Origin of the sequence: Phaeobacter sp. HS011 (assembly GCF_018101215.1) — a bacterium.
In the GTDB taxonomy this organism is placed as follows: domain Bacteria; phylum Pseudomonadota; class Alphaproteobacteria; order Rhodobacterales; family Rhodobacteraceae; genus Phaeobacter; species Phaeobacter inhibens.
On sequence record NZ_JAGEUF010000015.1, the window covers coordinates 25660 to 44677 of the forward strand.

Annotated in this window: 13 protein-coding genes; 9 read left to right on the top strand and 4 right to left on the bottom strand. The window is 59.3% G+C overall.

The window, feature by feature from the left end; all coding sequences use genetic code 11:
- The first annotated feature begins 376 nt into the window (after positions 1 to 376).
- The 4 genes from J4721_RS19480 (at position 377) to J4721_RS19495 (ending at position 8989) form a co-directional block, all read left to right on the top strand.
- Complete coding sequence (locus J4721_RS19480) at positions 377 to 4054, top strand: Ig-like domain-containing protein (RefSeq protein WP_102876042.1); 3678 nt, start codon at positions 377 to 379, stop codon at positions 4052 to 4054.
- A 101-nt stretch (positions 4055 to 4155) separates the two neighbouring features.
- The gene (locus J4721_RS19485; RefSeq protein ID WP_211003453.1) at positions 4156 to 5460 is read left to right on the top strand and encodes a TolC family protein; all 1305 of its coding nucleotides are present in this window, start codon (positions 4156 to 4158) and stop codon (positions 5458 to 5460) included.
- The gene (locus J4721_RS19490) at positions 5457 to 7823 is read left to right on the top strand and encodes an ATP-binding cassette domain-containing protein (protein WP_014878960.1); all 2367 of its coding nucleotides are present in this window, start codon (positions 5457 to 5459) and stop codon (positions 7821 to 7823) included. The genes J4721_RS19485 and J4721_RS19490 overlap by 4 nt, the downstream gene beginning before the upstream one ends.
- A complete protein-coding gene (locus tag J4721_RS19495; RefSeq protein WP_102915640.1) occupies positions 7820 to 8989 on the top strand; it encodes an HlyD family type I secretion periplasmic adaptor subunit in 1170 nt (389 codons plus the stop codon). Before J4721_RS19490 ends, J4721_RS19495 begins: the two co-directional genes overlap by 4 nt.
- Positions 8990 to 9224: 235 nt before the next feature.
- Here the strand turns inward: J4721_RS19495 and J4721_RS19500 are convergent, their stop codons facing one another.
- Together J4721_RS19500 and J4721_RS19505 are read right to left on the bottom strand one after the other, a co-directional pair.
- Entirely contained in the window at positions 9225 to 9938 is a 714-nt protein-coding gene (locus J4721_RS19500) for a serine protease (RefSeq protein WP_014873348.1), read from the bottom strand.
- A gap of 457 nt (positions 9939 to 10395) precedes the next feature.
- Entirely contained in the window at positions 10396 to 11637 is a 1242-nt protein-coding gene (locus tag J4721_RS19505; protein WP_027248160.1) for an MFS transporter, read from the bottom strand.
- Between the two features lie 79 nt (positions 11638 to 11716).
- Between J4721_RS19505 and J4721_RS19510 the strand changes: the two genes are divergently transcribed.
- Both J4721_RS19510 and J4721_RS19515 read left to right on the top strand, forming a co-directional pair.
- On the top strand, positions 11717 to 12121 hold the full coding sequence (locus tag J4721_RS19510) for a helix-turn-helix domain-containing protein (protein ID WP_014873346.1): 405 nt from the start codon (positions 11717 to 11719) through the stop codon (positions 12119 to 12121).
- 89 nt (positions 12122 to 12210) lie between these two features.
- The gene (locus J4721_RS19515) at positions 12211 to 13482 is read left to right on the top strand and encodes an MFS transporter (RefSeq protein WP_211003454.1); all 1272 of its coding nucleotides are present in this window, start codon (positions 12211 to 12213) and stop codon (positions 13480 to 13482) included.
- Positions 13483 to 13514: 32 nt separating this feature from the next.
- On the opposite strand, the gene J4721_RS19520 is transcribed toward J4721_RS19515, so the two are convergent.
- Entirely contained in the window at positions 13515 to 14624 is a 1110-nt protein-coding gene (locus tag J4721_RS19520) for a YihY/virulence factor BrkB family protein (protein ID WP_102853907.1), read from the bottom strand.
- Positions 14625 to 14734: 110 nt separating this feature from the next.
- On the opposite strand from J4721_RS19520, the gene J4721_RS19525 reads away from it, so the two are divergent.
- Positions 14735 to 16063 carry an NAD(P)/FAD-dependent oxidoreductase gene (locus J4721_RS19525; protein ID WP_211003455.1) on the top strand — a complete coding sequence of 443 codons (1329 nt, stop codon included), beginning with the start codon at positions 14735 to 14737 and terminating at the stop codon, positions 16061 to 16063.
- Between the two features lie 383 nt (positions 16064 to 16446).
- Here J4721_RS19525 and J4721_RS19530 read toward each other — a convergent pair whose 3' ends face one another.
- Entirely contained in the window at positions 16447 to 17286 is an 840-nt protein-coding gene (locus tag J4721_RS19530) for a formate/nitrite transporter family protein (protein WP_211003456.1), read from the bottom strand.
- A 112-nt stretch (positions 17287 to 17398) separates the two neighbouring features.
- Here J4721_RS19530 and J4721_RS19535 point away from each other — a divergent pair, with 112 nt between their 5' ends.
- Both J4721_RS19535 and J4721_RS19540 read left to right on the top strand, forming a co-directional pair.
- On the top strand, positions 17399 to 18289 hold the full coding sequence (locus J4721_RS19535) for a mechanosensitive ion channel family protein (RefSeq protein WP_211003457.1): 891 nt from the start codon (positions 17399 to 17401) through the stop codon (positions 18287 to 18289).
- A 170-nt stretch (positions 18290 to 18459) separates the two neighbouring features.
- On the top strand, positions 18460 to 18966 hold the full coding sequence (locus tag J4721_RS19540; RefSeq protein WP_014873340.1) for a hypothetical protein: 507 nt from the start codon (positions 18460 to 18462) through the stop codon (positions 18964 to 18966).
- Positions 18967 to 19018 lie beyond the last annotated feature (52 nt).

Sequence of the window (19018 nt, forward strand, 5' to 3'; positions counted from 1 at the left end):
CTGGGCCACCCAAAACGCACCTTCATCACGCCGTCCAAGATACGGAAAGTTCCGACAACCGCCTTAGAGATAAGGCCCATGAACGCTCGCGCGCCGCGCAAACCTATCGCAAACCCCGTGCAATAAATTCCCTAACGTCAAGCAGAGGGGAACATTAACAAAAATCACCCAATAAACTTCGATGCAAATTGAATACAAATTAGCCACACCCGGATCTTTTCGGTAAAAATCCGCTCATCAAAACCTAGACAAGGCCGCTGAGAAGGCAGCAATATGGCGTCAATATGGCCGCGGAGACGGCTGATGGGCAAAACAATGCAGGCTACCTTGGCGCTACGATTCTGGCGCTTTGGTCTTTGACGAGCGGTATATAAAAATGAGTACGGTTGGATACATCGTCCGCGACATGGCGGGCACCAAACAGCATGGTACATCTGCTGACACCCCCCAGGCGACAATTGCAACAGCAACGGCGAAAGACATTTCGCTGAACCTCGGCCCGTCCGATGTCGAAAGCTATGCGCGGCGCGGTCAGGACCTCCATATCACGCTGATCGACGGCCAGGTGGTGGTGCTGGATGACTTCTTCAATACCGGCGCAACGGGAAATAAAAACCTGTTCCTGAGCGAGGAAGGCAACTTCGTCGAGGTGGTTCTGGAGGACCGCACCGACGGGATGCTCTATGCCAGCTACGAACCGCTAGACCTAAGCGGCAAGTGGAGCGCCTATGATGATATGGTGTTCCTTGACGTGGAACGCATTGAACCAGTTGTTGCGCCTCTCGTAGCACCACTGCTTGGCGGCCTCGGCACCGCCGGCGCGGCGGCCGGTGTTGTCGGTGCAGCTGCCATCGTTGGCGGTGGTGGCGGCGGCGGCGGTGGTGGCGGCGCAGTCACACCAACCGTCGACAACCCCGATGCAACCTATCCCGTCGCCGGATCCACCACCGAAGATGTGGTCGTCAGCGGCACCGGCGCCCCCGGCTCCACCGTCGAGGTAACACTGGGCACAATTACCGAAACCGTCACGGTTAAGGACGATGGCACCTGGGTTGCGAACTTCCCGGTCACCAACCTGCCGCCAGACGGTTCTTACGAGACCACAGTCTACGTAAAGGATCCGGACGGGACCGAATTCAATCTTGATGGCCCTTCGGTCATCATCGACACCACACCGCCGCCGATCGCTGTCAACACCGTCGAGGGCGATGACCACATCAACTATATCGAAGTGGCCGATGGTGTTGTGATCAACGGTACCGGCGAAGCCGGTGCCAGCGTCAGCGTGGAATTTCAGGGCGTGACCCGCACCACGACGGTTGCCGATGACGGCACATGGTCGGTGAACTACAGCGTGAACGAAGTGGCGACGGGCATCTACAGCTCCACCATCGAAGTCACCAGCGCTGATTCCTTTGGCAATACCAGCACCACCACCCACACTGTTGATGTCGACACCGAAACCCGTGTGACCATCAACACCCAAGTGGGCAATGATCACATGATCAGCGGTGCCGAGCAGGCAGCGGGCATCACCCTCACGGGTACCGCCGAAGCCGGGTCAAGTGTTGTGGTGACCTTCCAGGGTGTTAGCCGCACCGTGACGGCTGACGCGCAGGGCAACTGGTCGGCCAGCTATCTCAGCTCGGAAATCGCAACCGGCACCTATGACGCAAGCGTCTCTGCCGTGGCGACCGACACCAGCGGCAATACCAGCTCCACCTCAACCTCGATCCCTGTGGACACCGAAACCACGGCGTCTCTCGACGCGGTTCAGGCGGGCGACAATGTAATCTCCGCTCCGGAAGCGACCAGCGGTGTAACCCTGACGGGCAAGGCCGAGGCCGGCGCCAGCGTCGCTGTGACACTTGAGGGGACGACGCGCACCGTGACGGCGGATGCGCAGGGCAATTGGAGTGCGGATTTCGCCAGCAGCGAGATCCCAACCGGCGAATACGATGCCAACGTCTCGGTCACTGCAACCGATGCGCTCGGCAACACAGCCTCCACCACCGGTACCGTCCGTGTAGACACCGAAACCGAGGTGGCACTCAGCAACCCGCTTGCAGGTGACAACCTGATCAACGCGGTCGAGGCCAACAACGGCCTGGATCTGACCGGCACCGCCGAGGCAGGCGCCAGCGTTGTGGTTCAGCTGGGCAATGCAACCCGCACCGTGACGGCCAATGCCCAAGGGCAATGGACGGCGAGCTTTGCCGGGTCCGACATTGCCGATGGGACCTATGACACAACCGTGACAGCGACGGCGACCGATGCCTACGGCAACACGGCTTCGGCCAGCAGCCAGATCCACGTCGACACCACGACCAGCGTTGGCCTCGACAACGGGCAGGCCGGTGGCGATGACGTGCTGAATGGTGCGGAAGCCGCAGGCGGCCTCACCTTGACCGGCACTGCGGAGGCCGGTGCCTCCGTTGCGGTCACCTTCCAAGGCATCACGCGCACCGTGACAGCCGATGCACAGGGCCGCTGGAGCGCGCCTTATACCACCGGCGAAATCACCCCCGGTGAATATGATGCTCCGATCAGCGTCACTGCAACGGACGCCGCCGGAAACAGCGAGAGCACTACAGGCACCCTGCGCGTCGACACCTCGACCGCGGTCAGCATCGATGCCAATCAGGCAGGCGGCGACAATATCGTCAACGCCGCTGAAGCGCAGGCCGGTGTGACTCTTACGGGCGCTGCTGAGCCAGGGTCTGCCGTCGAGGTAACGGTCGCGGGTGTAACCCGGACCGCAACCGTGGCCGCAAATGGCACTTGGAGCGCCCTCTTCGAGCCAGGCGCGCTGGCGGCTGGCGAATACAATACCTCGGTCACAGTGTCGGCAACGGACGCAGCGGGTAACACCGCTTCGGCCTCCTCTGCCCTGCGGGTAGACACCGTTGCAGGCACTGTGGCGCTATCTCCCGACCCGATCGAGATTGACGACGTGATCAACGCCGTTGAACGTGCCGACGGTGTCGAAATCAGTGGCACCGCGACGCCAGGCCTGACCGTGACGGTTGGCCTCGGTGCTGCAAGCCGCCAGGTGGTCGCCGATGTCAACGGCGACTGGGCCACAACCTTCCCGGCGACCGAAATTCCGACAGGCACCCAATCCTTGCCGATTACCGCCTCTATCATTGATGATGCGGGCAACACGGCAAGTGTCTCTGACACCGTTGCACTCGATACCGAAGTGGTGCCTTTGACGGTTCAGCCGAACCAGACGTCGGACGACATCGTCAACAAAGCGGAGCAGATCGCGGGCACCACCCTGTCGGGCACGGTCGAGGCTGGCTCTACGGTTGCCGTCACCATCGGCGCGGTCACCAATAACGCGACGGTTGATGCCTCCGGGAACTGGAGTGTGACATTCGCTGATGCGGACCTGCCCGATGGCACCTATACCGCGACGGCCACCATTCGTGCGACAGACGCCGCCGGAAATGAACGCAGCACTGTTGAGCAGTTCTCGGTGGATACCGAAGTTGGCGCCGCGACGATCAACACGGTCACGGAATCGAGCAACGGGATCGTTCGGCTGGAGACGCTGGATGCGACTGACAATTATTCTGTCAACACGCTCAATCCGAATGGCACCATGGGATCCCCTGCTGCGTCGAAAACCGTCGATCCTATCGACGGGACGGAATTCCGCTTTGGCTCTGCCATTCCGGACGGGACGCATTTGGTCCTGTCACGCAATGACGCGGTCGGCAATACCTCCAGCACGCTCGTGGTCTTTGACGACAACGCGACCAATGCAGGCTCTCTGGATCACGCGGCCCTTGGCCAGTTCAACGTGGACGATCTGAACCTGCACTATGCATCGGATGTCAGCCTGACCCTGAACGAATCCGATATCAAAGCGCTGTCCGGCAATTCGGACACGCTCACGATCCGGGGCGACAACAACGACACCATCACCCTGGCCGGCGGCAATGCTGGTGGTACCCGTCAGATCGACGGCGAGACCTTCAATGTCTACACCATCGGCAACGATGGCACGACGCTGATTGTCGACCAGGACGTGCAGGTGGTTCTCTGATCCACAGATATCGACCGGGGGCCGATTTGGCACTGGCCATTGGCCCCCGAGACAAATACCCGGCAACAAGGGTAAGGACACAGGCGATGCGAGGGGGCAGAATGCAATTGGGACGACCCATTGGCGCGGTGGCACTGTTGTGCTGCCTGTCGGCCTGCATGCAGTCCCTGCCCTTTGCCAAGCCCGGCGAAGGCGCCGAAACGGATGTCAGCCGTCGCGCCAGCAGCTTTGCCCAACCGGATGCCAAGAACCCCTCTGCTGTAATTTCCACGCTGATGCAGCGTCAATCGCTGCTGGAGGACGGCAGCATCTATGACGTCGTGGCCCAGTCAACGATCTCCGCCTCTGCCCGCTCTGCAGAGGCAGAGCTGACCAGCGCCAAGCTGCGCGCCGAAGCCAAGTCCAAAAACTGGTTACCAACGCTCGGCCCCTCGGTCAGCCTGACGGATCTTGGGGATCTGGTGGCTGGGATCCTGATTGAGCAGGTGCTGTTCGACAACGGCCGCCGCAAGGCCGAGCGCGCCTTTGCCGCCGCCGACGTCGAGGTCGCCGCCGTAAACCTGTCGATTGATATGAACGAGCGCGTCGAAACCGCGCTCAGCCTCTATGTGTCCGGGTTGCGTGGCGCCGAGAAAGCCACCGTCGGCACCCGTGCCCTGTCACGGATGTATGAATTCGAGCGTATCGTGTTGGGCCGCGTTGAAGGCGGAGTCTCGGATCGCGCCGATCTCAATGTGGTACAGAGCAAAATCAACGGTATGCGCTCTGCTGTAGCGACAGCCAAGGACGCCACAGCAACAGCCTCCGCCGAGTTGAAAGCGATCACCGGTCAAAGTTTTGCGGAGACCCCGAGCCGCTTACATCTGGCCTCCCCTCCGGAAGCCGGAACCTATTTGACCGTGCTGAAGGCCGAAGCCGAGGCTACCCGCAGTGTGGAACAGGCCAAGATGGAACGCGCCGGCCTGCTGCCCCAGGTCTCTGCGGCGGGCAATGTCACCAGTGACGGGTCCGGTGCGGGGCTGACACTTGATCTGGCCCAGCCCTTTGGCCTTGGCACCCCTGCCGCGCTGAAGGCGATTGAAGCCTCAAAGGAAATTGCCAAACGTCAGGTCTCCGAAGTCGAAGAAGACGCGCGCCGCGACTACAGTCGGCAGATGCAGCGCCTTGCCTCCTATCGCAGGCAAGAGGCCGAAGCCGCAACGCTGGCGCAGACCAGCCGCGAGACCTATCGCCTGTTTCAGGCACAGTTTAAGGCCGGGCAACGCTCGGTCATGGATGTGGTGTCCATCTATGAAGAAGTGGTACGCCGCGAACACGCCCATATCGATGCAAAATACGAAGTCGTTCTGATCCAGCTGGCGCTGGCAAGCGATATGGGACTTTTGGCCGATGGGGACCGGATTTGAGCAATTCCAACCGCCCGACAGATGAGACCGTGCTGCGGACCGTCCCCCCAGCCCCCCGCGCGCCGGATGATGCCGCACGCGTCGGTGGCGGCAAACCTGTGCTCCGTGCTGTTGAGACCCAAGCCGCACCACATCTGGCACCGGCTTCTGCTGCGCCAGCGCCCCCCCCCGGCCCGGCTGCCCCGCCGATGGCTGAGGTGGATCTGACTGGGCTGTTGGAAGACGGTGACATCGGTGAGGTCAGCGCACTGATCGAGGATGCGACAGCCCGCATTCAGCACCGCGCCGCATTGATCGCGACCTTTGCCGCACTCAAAGGCACCAATGTCGCTCTCAGCGACATTGCCGAGCACATGTGGCGCAATGACCCTGGCGATGTCTCCGTGGACTCGCTGGCACGTGCGCTACAAACCACCGGCATGCAGGCCCAGATCAATCATCAGGTGCTTCTCACCGCCGAAAGCTGGCCCGCGCTGGCAATGATGAACAACGGCCAATGTGTGCTGGTGCTGTCGCAGAGCCGCGACATGCTCAGCGTCTATGACACCACCTGCACGGACAATCGTGCGGATGTTCCGGTGGGCGAGTTCGGCCCCTACTTCACCGGCACCACGCTGGGCGCGCGGAATTCGTTGAAGCAGATCGCCGCCCGTCATACCCCGCAGCTGGAAAGTGACCATTGGTTCTGGGGGGAATTTCCCAAATACCGCCGTCAGGTGGGTGAAATCATGCTCGGCTCTCTGGTTGCCAATATTCTGGCAGTCTCGGTCGCGCTGTTCTCCCTGCAGGTCTATGACCGCGTCGTGCCGCACCAGTCCCATGCAACGCTTTGGGTGCTGGCTGTTGGTGCTTTCCTCGCCATCATGCTGGAAGCGCTGCTGAAACTGGCCCGTGCCCGGCTCACCGATGCTGCCGGACGCCAGATTGAGCTCTCGGTTCAGAACAACCTGATGCGCCGCCTGATCGGGATGCGGTCAGATAAAAAACCGCTACCGCCCTCCGGGCTGTTTGCCGCGATGCGCGATTTCGGCTCGGTGCGCGAGTTCTTCACCTCGACCACGATTTCGACACTGGCTGATATCCCCTTCATCGCTGTGTTCCTGCTGCTGGTCGCCTCAATTGCCGGCCCGATTGTCTGGATTATCATTGCCGGTGGCATCCTGATGCTGCTGCCCGCGTATTTCATGCAGAAGCGCATGATTGCGCTGACCCGCCAGACCCAAGGGGCAAATGCCAAGGCAGGTCGCCTGCTGCACGAGGTGGTGAATGAGCTGGACACGCTCAAGAGCCAGCGCGGCGAAGATCGCGTCTTGCGCCTCTGGGACGAGTTGAACACCCTGTCCACCCATGCCGCAACCGAGCAGCGCCGACTGTCCAGCGCCCTGACCCATTGGTCACAGGGTGTGCAGCAAGCGACCTACATCGGGTCGGTTGTTGTCGGTACTTTGATGGTCTTTGCCGGAGAATTCACAGTTGGCACCATCATTGCGACCGGCATCCTGACCAGCCGGACGCTGGCCCCGCTGACCCAGTTTGCCGCCACGTTGGCCCGTTGGAGCAACGTCAAAGGCGCGCTGGAAGGCCTGGATGCCATCGCCAATTCTGCTCAGGAAAAAGAAGACGAGCGGTCCTATCTGCGCCGCGACAGCCTTCAAGGGCGGTTTGAACTGCGCGAAGTCATGTTCCGTTATGACGAAGATGGCGCACCGACGCTGGATGTGCCTGGTGTCGCGGTGACACCAGGCCAGCGTGTCGCGGTGCTGGGCGTCAATGGGTCGGGCAAATCCACGCTGCTCAAACTGATGTCGGGGCTTTATGCACCGGATCGCGGCCGGGTGATGATCGACGGCACTGATATGACCCAAATAGACCCACGCGACCTGCGCCGCCACATTGGCTATCTCAGCCAGGATGTCCGCCTGTTTGCAGGCACGCTGCGCGAAAACCTGAACCTGAACCAGCTGGAGCGCGACGACGACAGGTTGATGACAGCGTTGGATTTTGCAGGTCTTGGCGCGCATGTACGCAACCACCACAAGGGCCTCGACCTGGAAATTTTCGACGGGGGCGGCGGTCTGTCCATCGGGCAACGCCAATCCATCGGCTGGGCCCGCCTGTGGCTGCAGAACCCGTCTATTGTCCTGCTGGATGAGCCTACGGCGGCGCTGGATCAGACGTTGGAACGGACCTTGGTCAGCCGCTTGGAAACCTGGCTGGAAGGGCGCACAACCGTGATCGCCACCCATCGCATGCCGATCCTGTCACTGACAAACCGCACTTTGATCCTCCAGTCCGGCCGCATGGTCGTAGACGGTCCGCGTGATCAGGTTCTGGCCCATCTCGCGGCAGGGGAAACCAAATGATCTCAACCGGCTACGATCTTCGCGAGACCTCGCGCGGGGCCAGCCGTATCATCTATCTGGTTGCAGGCGCGCTGGTCGTGTTTCTGCTCTGGGCCAGTTTTGCCTGGGTTGATGAAATCGTGCGCGCGGATGGCGAGGTTGTCTCCTCCTCGCGCTCCCAGATCGTGCAGAACCTTGAGGGCGGCATTCTTGCCGAACTGCATGTCCATCAGGGCGATGCGGTCAAAGCGGGCCAGATCCTTGCCCGTCTGCAAGACACCAAGTTCCGCGCCGCAGCAGATGATCTGCAGGACCGGATCGACGCGCTGGAAATCAAACAGTATCGGCTTGAGGCCGAACTGGAAGGTGCCTTCGACTTCAATGTGCCGGAGGAACTGGCGGACCGTTCTCCCGGAATTTACACCTCGGAGAGGGCGCTTCTGAATGCCCGCCAGACCGATTTCACCAGCCGCCGCGATAGCGCCCGCGAGATCCTCGACCAATTAAAAGACGAGCTGGCCAATATGAAGCGCCTGCACAAGAAAGAGATCGTAGCGCTGATTGAAGTCAATCGCTCCCAAAAAGCGGTGAGCGACGCGCAGGCGAAATACAATGAAATCGGCACGCAATCCGAGCTTGAGCTGGCTGAGGATTACTCCAAAACGCTGCGCGAACTGACCTCCTACCGGCAGGAATTGCGGCTGGCGCAGGATCAGCTGAACCGGACCGTGATCACTTCCCCCATGGCAGGGATCGTCAACAGTCTGGCTGTCACGACCATCGGTGGCGTGATCCGCCCCGGCGAGGAGATCGTCGAAATTATTCCTCTGGGTGAGGAGATGTTTGTCGAAGCACGGGTAAAGCCTGAGAATATCGCAAGCGTGCAACCCGGACAGGATGCCACAATCAAACTGTCTGCCTATGACTACACCATCTATGGTTCCCTGCGTGGCAAGGTGGATTTTGTCTCAGCCGATACATTCGAGGACGAGCGCAACCCCCGCGCCGAACCCTACTATCGTGTCACGGTGAAAGTGGACCGGTCGGAGTTTACCGAACGCCAGCAAGCGATTGAAATCCGCCCTGGTATGCGCGCCACGGCGGAATTGCAGACCGGTAGCAAGACGATCCTCAATTACATGCTGAAGCCGCTGTATAAATCCCGCGAGGCGCTACGCGAACCTTAGTGCCTGTTCTCAGCCCATTCCCTGCGTTCCAATCGGGATCAGGCGATATCGCAGCGTCTCGTCGCTGAGCTGAGATCTGTCTGAGGCTGCGTGAGCCAGGGAGAGCAGCTCAACAAGATGCTTTTCATCAGTCAGGTGCTTTGCCCGAAAACATCTGGCATGCGTCTGTCCGAATGGGCCAACGGGGGCTGCTCGACCCGGTCTCTATGCCGGTTTACCCCGTCAGATCATCACATCAGCTGGCAGAACGCATCATCGCAATCACCGTTCGGTCAAATGACGTCCCGATGGATACCCTGCGATTGCCTACCGCCGCCTTGGCAGAAATGACCGAAACCAACCGCGGCATCCGGCCCGGCACCACATCAAACACCGGCGCTCCGGAGGCTCCGAAATCAACCCGACAGGTCATGACCACGATCTGCGCCTGTCGCGCCAAGACATGGCAGTTCTGCTCCAGATTGGGGCGGTTCTGCTGCGCCATCGAATAGGACAGAACCTCAACCGACGCGCCACGCGCCGGACGGTTGGCCAATTCAAAAGGCTGGATCATCTTGCGACTGATGGGGCGGTCTAACCTGAGAATCGCGATGTCATTGCCAAGCTGTGAATCGCCCGGCTGCTCATATTGATAGCTGGGATGCACGACCGTCTTTGTGATCGACCGCGCCGCCTTTGCCCGCCGCCCGTTCAGACCTGCCTCGAAGCGGATACTGGTCGGGTCGACCTGCCGACCAGTGGTCGGATCATAGACACAATGCGCGGCTGTCACGACCAGATCAGGCGCAACCAATGCCCCGGTACACATGTTCCGTCCCGAAATGTTCAGCCGACCTACGGCCTCCCATCCGACAACGGAGGTGATACTGGACTGCGGATCTTCCGCAGCAGCACTATCAGGCATGCCAAACAGGAGGCATGCCGCAAAAGCAGCAAAAATGCGTTTCATCACCCTCTCCAAATTCCCACGCTCACACCTTGGTGTAAGGCTGCGGCCGGAATGAGGCGCGAAGCTGCCGAACATGGCCGAAACCATGCGCGAAATAAGTCTCTATTAACAAATCAGTACCCCCCCCAGGGTTTTGATGCCCCATCATCGCAAAAAAACCGCAGAGCGCACACAATTTCTCAGTGATTTTATTAACTTTTTAATAAGTCACTGTAATCATTTGCCAAATCAAGTTGTCACCCCGCAGTACCCCGGCATTCCACAACCCAACACCGCAGCATTGCGACCTTACCGCGGCACGGTCGCCACAATGTCGCGGGCGCGGCCCTCATTGACGACAGCTACCGACGGAAAATAGCCGCCTTACCTTTCAAAAAATCAAAACCAGGCCTTAACGCTCTGTTAGGTTTTATCTGCAATATCTTAACGCGCGGTGGTGTGATGCTGCCAATTTGACCTACCTGGAGCGGCGTAGCCCCCTGAACGGCTCGATAAGAATCATATTGAGCCGGGGAATCAGGGCCCACATAGCAGCGCCGATTGCCAGACAGGCCAACAGCACAGCCGCCGCACGAAACATCCCCAGAAACCCGAGTTTGGCGATTCCCGGAATGCTTACAGCCGGGGACAGGACCTGTCCCAGAAACACCGAGGCCATCAACGCTCCTGCAACGATGCCGCGCCGGTTGGCCGGTGATAACGCCAGAGCCAGGGCGATGAAATTTGGCATGACGGTTGCCAACCCGCCACCAATGGTAACCATCGCCATGCTGTGCCACAGATCGCCGTCAACTGTCAGCAGCAGGAAGCCACCCGCCATCAGAGCATACCCCAGCATATAGGAACCAGCCTCACGAAGAACCCGGTTGATGCGTAGGTAGAAGAACCCCATCATGCCGCCAGACAGCGTCAGAATGCCCAGCATTAACCCGGTCTTTGCCGAATGATCCCCGCCTTGTGAGGCAAGGAAAAACGGCAATTGGGTTGGCATCATAAAGAAGACCAGACTGGTAATCATCTGTAGCAACGCCAGTCCGGAGAGCAGTATCCGCCATCTTACGTGGCCTGCACCACCTTCAGCCCCGGCAACATGTTGGTTTTGGCGAAGCGGATCCGGCTCTGTCACGTACCGCCAGACCAGCGGCACCAAAATGATTGCAGCGCCGTAGATGGCAAACGGCAGCCGGGGAGATATCAGCGCCAGCCAGCCGGCAGAGGTGATGAACAGCAGCCCACCAAAGTTGCGCGCCGAAGTCTGCAACCCCATCATACTGCGCCGTGCATCGCCGACAAAGTAATCGCCGATCAGCGCGGTTTGTGCCGTCATGATCATGGCCACAGCCACCCCCAGCAGCAATCTGCTGATCATGATGGATGTCAAGTCGGGCAACATCAGCCCCGCCGCACCGCTGATCGCAAAGAGCACAACGCCCAACAACAGCATCCAGCGCCGCCCGTATCGGTCTGCAAACCACCCTGCGACGGGCGCACAAATCAGGACTGAAAGCGATGGTGCAGGCACCAAAAACCGCGTCAGCAACGCTGCATTCGGGCTTCCGGCGAATTCTGCCTCGATGCCTGGCAGCGCCGGGCTGATGGTGGCGTTTGCCATGATCGTCAAAGTTGCCGCCAGCAACAATGCAATGGCGCGCGGATCTCTCCAAATGCCGTCGGATCCTGTGTCTATCTGCCCGGACATGCAAAACTCCTGTTGTGATATTCAACACTCTCAAGCACTCTGCGACTTCAAGTCCACTTTAGGTCAAGAGGGGAAATCGATGCGCCTATATGACATCGGAGAGGTTGCTGCCCGCTGTGGTGTCACGCCCGCCACGCTCAGGTATTATGAGGAACTCGGCCTGATCACCTCCCTGAGCCGCAAGGGGCTGCGGCGGCAATTCGGACCGGAGACGCTCTTAAAGCTCTCGCTCATCGCGCTTGGCAAGGCAGCCGATTTCACACTGGCGGAAATTTCCGGCATGTTCGGTTCCGATGGTCAACCCGATCTACCACGCGCAGAGCTGCATCAGCGCGCGGACCAACTTGATCAGCAAATCCACAGCCTGTCGACACTGCGGGACGCCATCCGCCACGTCGCCGACTGCCCTGCCCCGTCGCATATGGAATGTCCAACATTTCAACGCCTGCTGAAGGTTGCGAACCGCGCGCGTGCCACCGGTTGACACTGCATATGGCTCATCGCCCATAGACTTATGCACGCTCTGATCCATATCGCAGGGAGCAAGAGGTTCAGCTACGAGGCAAAGACATCATGGGTGTGGCAAATTCGATTTATAAGCTGATCACGGATGCGAAGGCCCCCGATCAACAAACCGCTGACCGGGTTGCCACCCATATCACCGCACTGACCGCAACCAAACTGGCCGACGGGTTGATCGACCCGAAACTGGTTCTGGCCTGGTTGCTCAACGCAATCGGGGCGCCGGGCTACCTGATTGGCGTGTTGGTTCCAGTGCGTGAATCCGGGTCACTGCTGCCGCAGCTGGCACTTGCACAGCGCATCGAACAAAGTCGCCAGCGCAAATATTATTGGGCTGCGGGATCAGCGCTGCAAGGGCTGGCAGCACTCGGCATGGCAGCAGCGGCTTTGCTGCTGCCGGGGTATTGGGCCGGGTGGGTCATCTTGGTCTGTCTGGCGTTGCTCGCGGTGGCGCGGTCGGCCTGCTCTGCCAGCTATAAGGATATTCTGGCCCGCACCGTGGACAAGGGTAAACGCGGCTCGGTCTCTGGCACGGCGGGGACGCTCGCGGCCAGTGGCGTGTTCCTCTTCGCCGTTCTTCTCAGCACCGGCGTTCTGCCACGCACGACTGTTGCAATCTCGCTGGTGGTTGCTTTGGCAGGGGTTTTCTGGCTCGGCTCAGCAGCCATTTTTGCGCGACTGGATGAGCCCGAGGCCGCACCTCAGGAAGCGGAGGGTTTTGCCCCGAACGAGCTGCTACGTCCACTCAAGGAAGACCGGGAGCTGCGCCGCTATATCGGCACAAGAGCGCTGCTGATCTCAACCGCCCTTGCGCCGCCGTTTCTGGTGATGCTTGGCGGCCGAAATGCAGAGAGCGGGTTTGGCAACCTTGGTCTCTTGGTGCTGGCGTCATCGGTTGCGGCTATTGTATCGTCATATATCTGGGGGAAACTGTCGGATCGCTCCAGCCGCCAGACCTTGATGGTCTCCGGTGCGTTAAGCGCTGTGACGCTGACCATGGCGGCAGCAGTTGGCTGGGCAACCGGAGCGCCTGCCAGTGTCATTGTCGCAGGCTTTGTCTTTGTGGCGCAGATCGCCTACCAAGGCGCGCGCGCCGGGCGAAAGACCCACCTGACGGACATGGACACCCATGGGCACACATCGGTCTACACGGCGCTTTCCAACACGATGATTGGGGTACTCCTCCTGCTGGGCGGCGGCTTTGGGCTGCTGGCTGATGCTATAGGGGCCGCCCCGGTTTTGGCCATCCTCGCAATGCTCAGCGGGCTTGGCGCGGCTCTTGGCACGCGGTTGAGCGAGGTGCAGGACGAGGCTGACGACTGACCGTTGATCACCTCACACCTCGCCTGTGCATCTCAGGCTGCAAAAGAAGACGACTGGCCATCTCGCACCTCTGGGCCGCCCTCGGCCTCTGCCGACAGTGGAGCACAATCAGTCTCAGTGTTTGCCCGCCTTTCAGCATCCAGCCCGGCGCCAAACAGGATGACAAAGGCCGAAAGCCACATCCAGGTGAGGAGAAGGATCACCCCCGACAGCGCGCCGAATGTCTCGTTGTAGCTGCCAAAGGCCTGCACATAGAGGCTGAAACCGATGCTCCCAGCCACCCAAAGCGTGCAACTGAGGATTGCCCCGGGAGTAAACAGCTGCCAACCCTCGCCCGACCGGTCCGGACCAAATCTGTACAGCAGAGAAATCCCGGCAATCCCTACCACAGACATCAACGGCCAGCGCAGCAGTTGCGTTATCCCCGCCAGCAGGGCGGAGTCCCCAAAGAGCGCAACCGCTGCCGGAATTGCTGCAACGATCAACAGCAGCAGAAGCGCACCACAGATTGCGGCAAATGTGATGGTGACAATCACGGCTTTCAGCACGATAAAACTGCGCTGCTCCTTCGTGCCAAAAATGACGTTTAACCCCTGGATCACACTATCGGTGCTGCGTGACGCCGACCATAATGCCAGCGCTGCAGAGGCCGCAGCGGCCCAACCGAGCGTGTCCGGCCGCGCCCCTGCAACCTGCACCAACTGCTGGTTGACCAGCTCCGCCGCCGAAGACGGTAATAGGCTGGTCAGCCACGTAGATTGCTCGGTGATCAATGTCGGATCCGCAATCAACCCAAACAGTGCAACAAACGCGGTGATACCTGGGAACACCGACAAAAGCCCGTAGAAGGCCACACCCGCCGCCAACAGCCCGCCATGAGCGTTGCCCATGCGGGTCCACGCACACCAGAGCAGTTTGACTGACGAAGGGAGCCTTCCTAGCCAGCCCGTGGCGGTGGAGAGACGTCCTTGGTTAGCGGCAACAGAGCCATCGCCCGCCGCGCCGTCCGGCCGCAGCGCATCCCGGCCTTGGGGGGTAGTATTCGCAAAATCATCCGTAACCGGAGTACCGTCCTCAGTGTAGTCTACAGTGGAAGCTGCCTCTCTGGACGCATCCCCTCGATTGTCTGGCTGGCTTGGCATGATGTCTCTCCTGAGTTGACAGACCAACGCAACAGACGCGCTTTTTGTTTCTTGGAACTTACCCGTTGCCTGCGGGTTGGGGTCCTGACTCAGTCTGATCGGAGATAACCATGAGCCATTTAACCCACCCACCCGCCGCCTCCCATGATCTTGTGGTGATCGGCGGAGGTTCCGGAGGGCTGGCCGCAGCAAAGGCCGCCGCACGGCTTGGCGCATCTGTCGTCATGATCGAGCGCGCAGAACTGGGTGGAACCTGCGTGAACCGGGGATGCACGCCGAAAAAACTGATGTGGAGCGCAGCGGCGCAACAGCAGAGCCTAAGAGAAATGGCCAAGGTCGGCCTGACCGACAGTCCTCACCTTGATTTCGCGGCCCTACGCCGCCGGTCCGACGCAAAGATCGACCGGCTCAATCGCCATTTCGAAGAAGAGCTGCAACAAGCCGGCGTCCGCCTGCTGCGGGCAACCGCCGAGATTGGCGAAGCTGGTCAGGTACACGCCGGCGGCGATGTCTTTCAACCGGGCAAGCTGCTCCTCGCCACCGGTGCCCGCCCGCGTGCTCTGGATATTCCGGGAGGGGATCTTGCCGTCACAAGCGATGACGTCTTCCACTGGACCGATCTGCCCGGCCGACTGCTTATTATCGGCGGCGGCTATATCGGCTGCGAGTTTGCCAGCATATTTGCGGCGCTTGGTAGTGAAGTCCAGCTGATGACCGATAGCGACCGGCTGTTGGAGCAGTTTCACGCGCCCGCCGTCGACTGCATGCAAGCTGGTCTCGAGAAACAGGGCGTGACCATCGAATTCGGCTGCAAGCCAATTCAGATCGACTTTAACGGAACCATGTTCAAGGTAAGCTTTGATGACGGCAGCATTCAATATGCTGATCGTGTCATTGCGGCGATTGGGCGGGTGCCCAATACGGACAATATGGGGCCAGGTCTTCAGGGCATCGCTCACGTCAAAACCGGGGCTCTGGCCATTGATGAGCATTTCCAGACCTCGATTCCCGGTATCTATGCGATCGGCGATGTAGCGGACCGTCTGCCCCTGACACCGGTGGCGACACGCGATGGCGCCTGTTTTGCCGCACAACATTTTGGGGCGGGCGCCGATCAGATCAATCTGGATCTGGTTCCGCAGTCGGCCTACACGATCCCGCCCGTGGCCCAGGTTGGGTCCATGTCAGAGGGGCAGGACGATGGCGAGGTCATTGCCAATTTAGCCAGCGATGTATTGGACGACGGCACTGCAGCGAATTCTTTTGTCGCACGTGCAATCTGCGACGGTCGCCTTAGCGGTATCGCCTTAGTCAACCACGCAGCATCTGAAATGATTGCCCCATTTGCCGCACTTCTAGCAAGCGGCGCAAGTGCTGATGATCTGGCTGCCGTCACCGGGGTTCATCCGAGCTTTGGGGAGGAAACTGTCGGTCCTTAAGTCTCGCCCGAACAAAAAGATGCGCTCCCACGGGAGCGCATCTTTTTTGTGGCGGACAGAGTCGTACACCCAGCCGCTGTCCGTTACCGTCTGGCATGCACCAGGATCAGCTGCAGAGCGTCCGGTCGATCAGTGCGAGTCCAAGTAAAAACATAGAAATCAGAAACACAACATTCGCAGCTACAGCGAGCCCGGTCGCAACGCCACCAAAAGCCAGCGCCGCTGAAGCCGCGGCAATCAGAGTGAAAATCAATGGCCAGTTTATCATCGCTCTTCCTCATTCTATCGTTATCAATCTGTTGAGAAAACGCTTTTGATAAGGGAAAGTTCCCCCGGACCGAGCCGCAAAGGCGCCCGGTCCGGAAATATGCTGGGACCCCGATCTATTTTTCAGGGATCTCGGGTTTGATCTGCGCATAGGTCAACACGGTGAAGACGGCGGTGCCGCCGATGACATTGCCAATAAGAACCGGGATAAAAAACCCGAAGATCGCCTGCCCCAGAGGCAACAACCCCTGCACCATCAGGAACGCCATTTCCACCGACCCGGCCACGATGTGGGTGAAATCGCCCGCCGCGATTAACCACGTAAATATGATGATCAGCGGAATTTCGCTATGCTGGGTCGAGGGCAGCATCCAGACAATAGCGGCAATCAATATCCCTGATGGGATACCGCTGATCAGTCCTATGAGAGGCGGCATGCCGGTTGCATGTTCACTGATTTTCACCATGGCCGCGCGCAGATCGCCATCCAGTACCGGTGTCAGCGCAAAAAATGACGCGATGAGAAAAGCCCCCACGACATTCGCCGCAAGCACGACCCCCCAAAGCCGCGCGGTGCGCAAGAAGCTTGCCTTATCCCAGCGCAGCATAACAGGCACCACGGTAGTGATAGTATTTTCGGTGAAGAGTTGCATACGCCCCAAGATTACCATCAGGAACCCCAGCGAATAGCCGAGGTTTTCCACCAGAGGTGACCAGCTGGCATCCGGCAGATGTGTCTTGAAGACGGCCTTGCCCAGCACCGAAAAACTGATCAGCAACCCTGCGGCAATCCCCGACCACCAAAGCGCCCGGACTGGGCGCTCCAGTTCCTCTTCGCCGTTGCGACGTATCGTTTCAAAGATCAACCTAGGAGACAGGCCCGTCGCCTCCTCGACCGCCTCATTCTCGCATTCTTCTTGAATGAGATCTTCGCCGTGGGTCCTGGCCTCGGTCATATGCAGCTCCTGTTTTTCCTATTCTTCACAACGCTCAGGCACCCCGGAATGTTCCGCCAAGCGGAACCTTTTCCGCGCAACCGCGTTGAGAGTCGAACTTTGCAAGAAGGGGATGTCGGTGACCGAAGACCTCAGCATGACACTGATGGAGCAGATGAGCGACTGGTTGGCGAGTGCGGTCATCGCGCTGCCACGCGTCGGTGTTGCGCTCACGATCCTGCTTTTGACAGCCCTTCTGGTCTGGGCGGCCAAGATTGTTATCAGACGGATTAGCCGACAATTGAAGTTACGCCGCAATCTCTGCGATGTGCTGCAGCTGCTGGCCAGTGTGATACTCTGGCTGATCGGCAGCCTGATTGCCGTAACGGTGGTCTTCCCAACCGTAACACCCGGCAAGGCGCTTACTACGCTTGGGCTTGGCTCGGTCGCCATCGGCTTCGCGTTCAAGGATACATTCGAGAATTTTCTGGCCGGTATCCTGTTGCTGCTGCGCGAGCCGTTTCAGATTGGTGATTTCATCGAATGTGAGGGGGCAGAAGGCAAGATCGAGGCGATCACGGTGCGCGACACCCACATCCGCCAAACCGACGGGCAGCTGGTTGTTGTCCCCAACGCTCAGCTCTTTCACAACGCGGTCACGGTCCGCACCAATCGAGAACTGCGCAGAGCCACACTGATCTGCGGTATCGCCTATGGCGAGAACGTTGATACGGCGCGCAGCGTTATCTCCGAAGCGGTTCGAAACGTAGATATGGTTCGCGACGATGTTCGCGATGTTCAGGTCTTTGCGAAGACCTTTGGCGCCTCCTCCGTTGACTTCGAAATCACCTGGTGGACCGGCTCCGAACCTCTGGATATCCGTGCCAGCCGGGATCAGGTCGTGGCGGCCGTGAAAACCGCCTTGGACGATGCTGGAATCGAAATTCCGTTTTCCTACCGAACACTCACTGTAAACGAACCAATCCCGGTCCAAATTGACGGCCAGCATGATGGCCGAGAATAACAGCGCATCAATGAGTTTCTGCCAACCCATGCCAATCGCAGGGACTGATTGTTTCTGCCACCTACGCCGCAGATCACTTTGGCCTTACGATGGGCTAATGCGGATTTAACTCACCCAAAGGTTGCACTCGTGATATTCAAACCTCCTTTAATCCCTGAGGAGTATACGCCATGAACCTTGGCCTTCTTGACGAAAATGCTACTGGCATAGCTGCGCAAAATTTGACCTATGCTCTGAGATGCGTTGCGTATAGTGACGCCTATCTTCGAATGGATGCAAACGGTGTCAACAATCCCGCCCCTGAAGGCGCAGGAACGGTCAATGCTCAGATTGGGGCCGGACCGTGGGAGCAGTTTGTCCTGACCCCACAGGATGGAGGTACGGTTGGCCTGCTCTCGGCAGAGTGGCACAACTGTTATCTGCGCATTGGCACCCCCTCGCCGCAACAGATCAAGCCGATTAACTGCCAGTTTGGCTGCGGTGCACTTGAAAAATGGGTGGTGCGCTTCGTTGGCCCCAATCGTGTCGCCTTCGAATGCTCGACGCTGCAGGGCTACTATCTATCGCTGAATACCGAGGGCGCCACAGAAGGTAACGGGAATGGCGTCGGCGTCGCTCAGGGCATTCAAGAACTGACTGAAAACTCTACGTTTGAGTTGGTGTCGAAAACCAGCTGATATCCTGATTTACGGACAAATGTCGGTTATTGTCTCGTTTCTGAGGCGATGG

Bases quoted from the DNA above. Each gene is read 5' to 3' on its own strand.
- J4721_RS19480 (WP_102876042.1), top strand. From the start codon at position 377: ATGAGTACGGTTGGATACATCGTCCGCGACATGGCGGGCACCAAACAG.
- J4721_RS19520 (WP_102853907.1), bottom strand. From the start codon at position 14,624: ATGCCAAGCCAGCCAGACAATCGAGGGGATGCGTCCAGAGAGGCAGCT.
- J4721_RS19515 (WP_211003454.1), top strand. From the start codon at position 12,211: ATGGGTGTGGCAAATTCGATTTATAAGCTGATCACGGATGCGAAGGCC.
- J4721_RS19500 (WP_014873348.1), bottom strand. From the start codon at position 9,938: ATGAAACGCATTTTTGCTGCTTTTGCGGCATGCCTCCTGTTTGGCATG.
- J4721_RS19525 (WP_211003455.1), top strand. From the start codon at position 14,735: ATGAGCCATTTAACCCACCCACCCGCCGCCTCCCATGATCTTGTGGTG.
- J4721_RS19535 (WP_211003457.1), top strand. From the start codon at position 17,399: ATGTCGGTGACCGAAGACCTCAGCATGACACTGATGGAGCAGATGAGC.
- J4721_RS19510 (WP_014873346.1), top strand. From the start codon at position 11,717: ATGCGCCTATATGACATCGGAGAGGTTGCTGCCCGCTGTGGTGTCACG.
- J4721_RS19485 (WP_211003453.1), top strand. From the start codon at position 4,156: ATGCAATTGGGACGACCCATTGGCGCGGTGGCACTGTTGTGCTGCCTG.
- J4721_RS19495 (WP_102915640.1), top strand. From the start codon at position 7,820: ATGATCTCAACCGGCTACGATCTTCGCGAGACCTCGCGCGGGGCCAGC.
- J4721_RS19530 (WP_211003456.1), bottom strand. From the start codon at position 17,286: ATGACCGAGGCCAGGACCCACGGCGAAGATCTCATTCAAGAAGAATGC.
- J4721_RS19505 (WP_027248160.1), bottom strand. From the start codon at position 11,637: ATGTCCGGGCAGATAGACACAGGATCCGACGGCATTTGGAGAGATCCG.
- J4721_RS19540 (WP_014873340.1), top strand. From the start codon at position 18,460: ATGAACCTTGGCCTTCTTGACGAAAATGCTACTGGCATAGCTGCGCAA.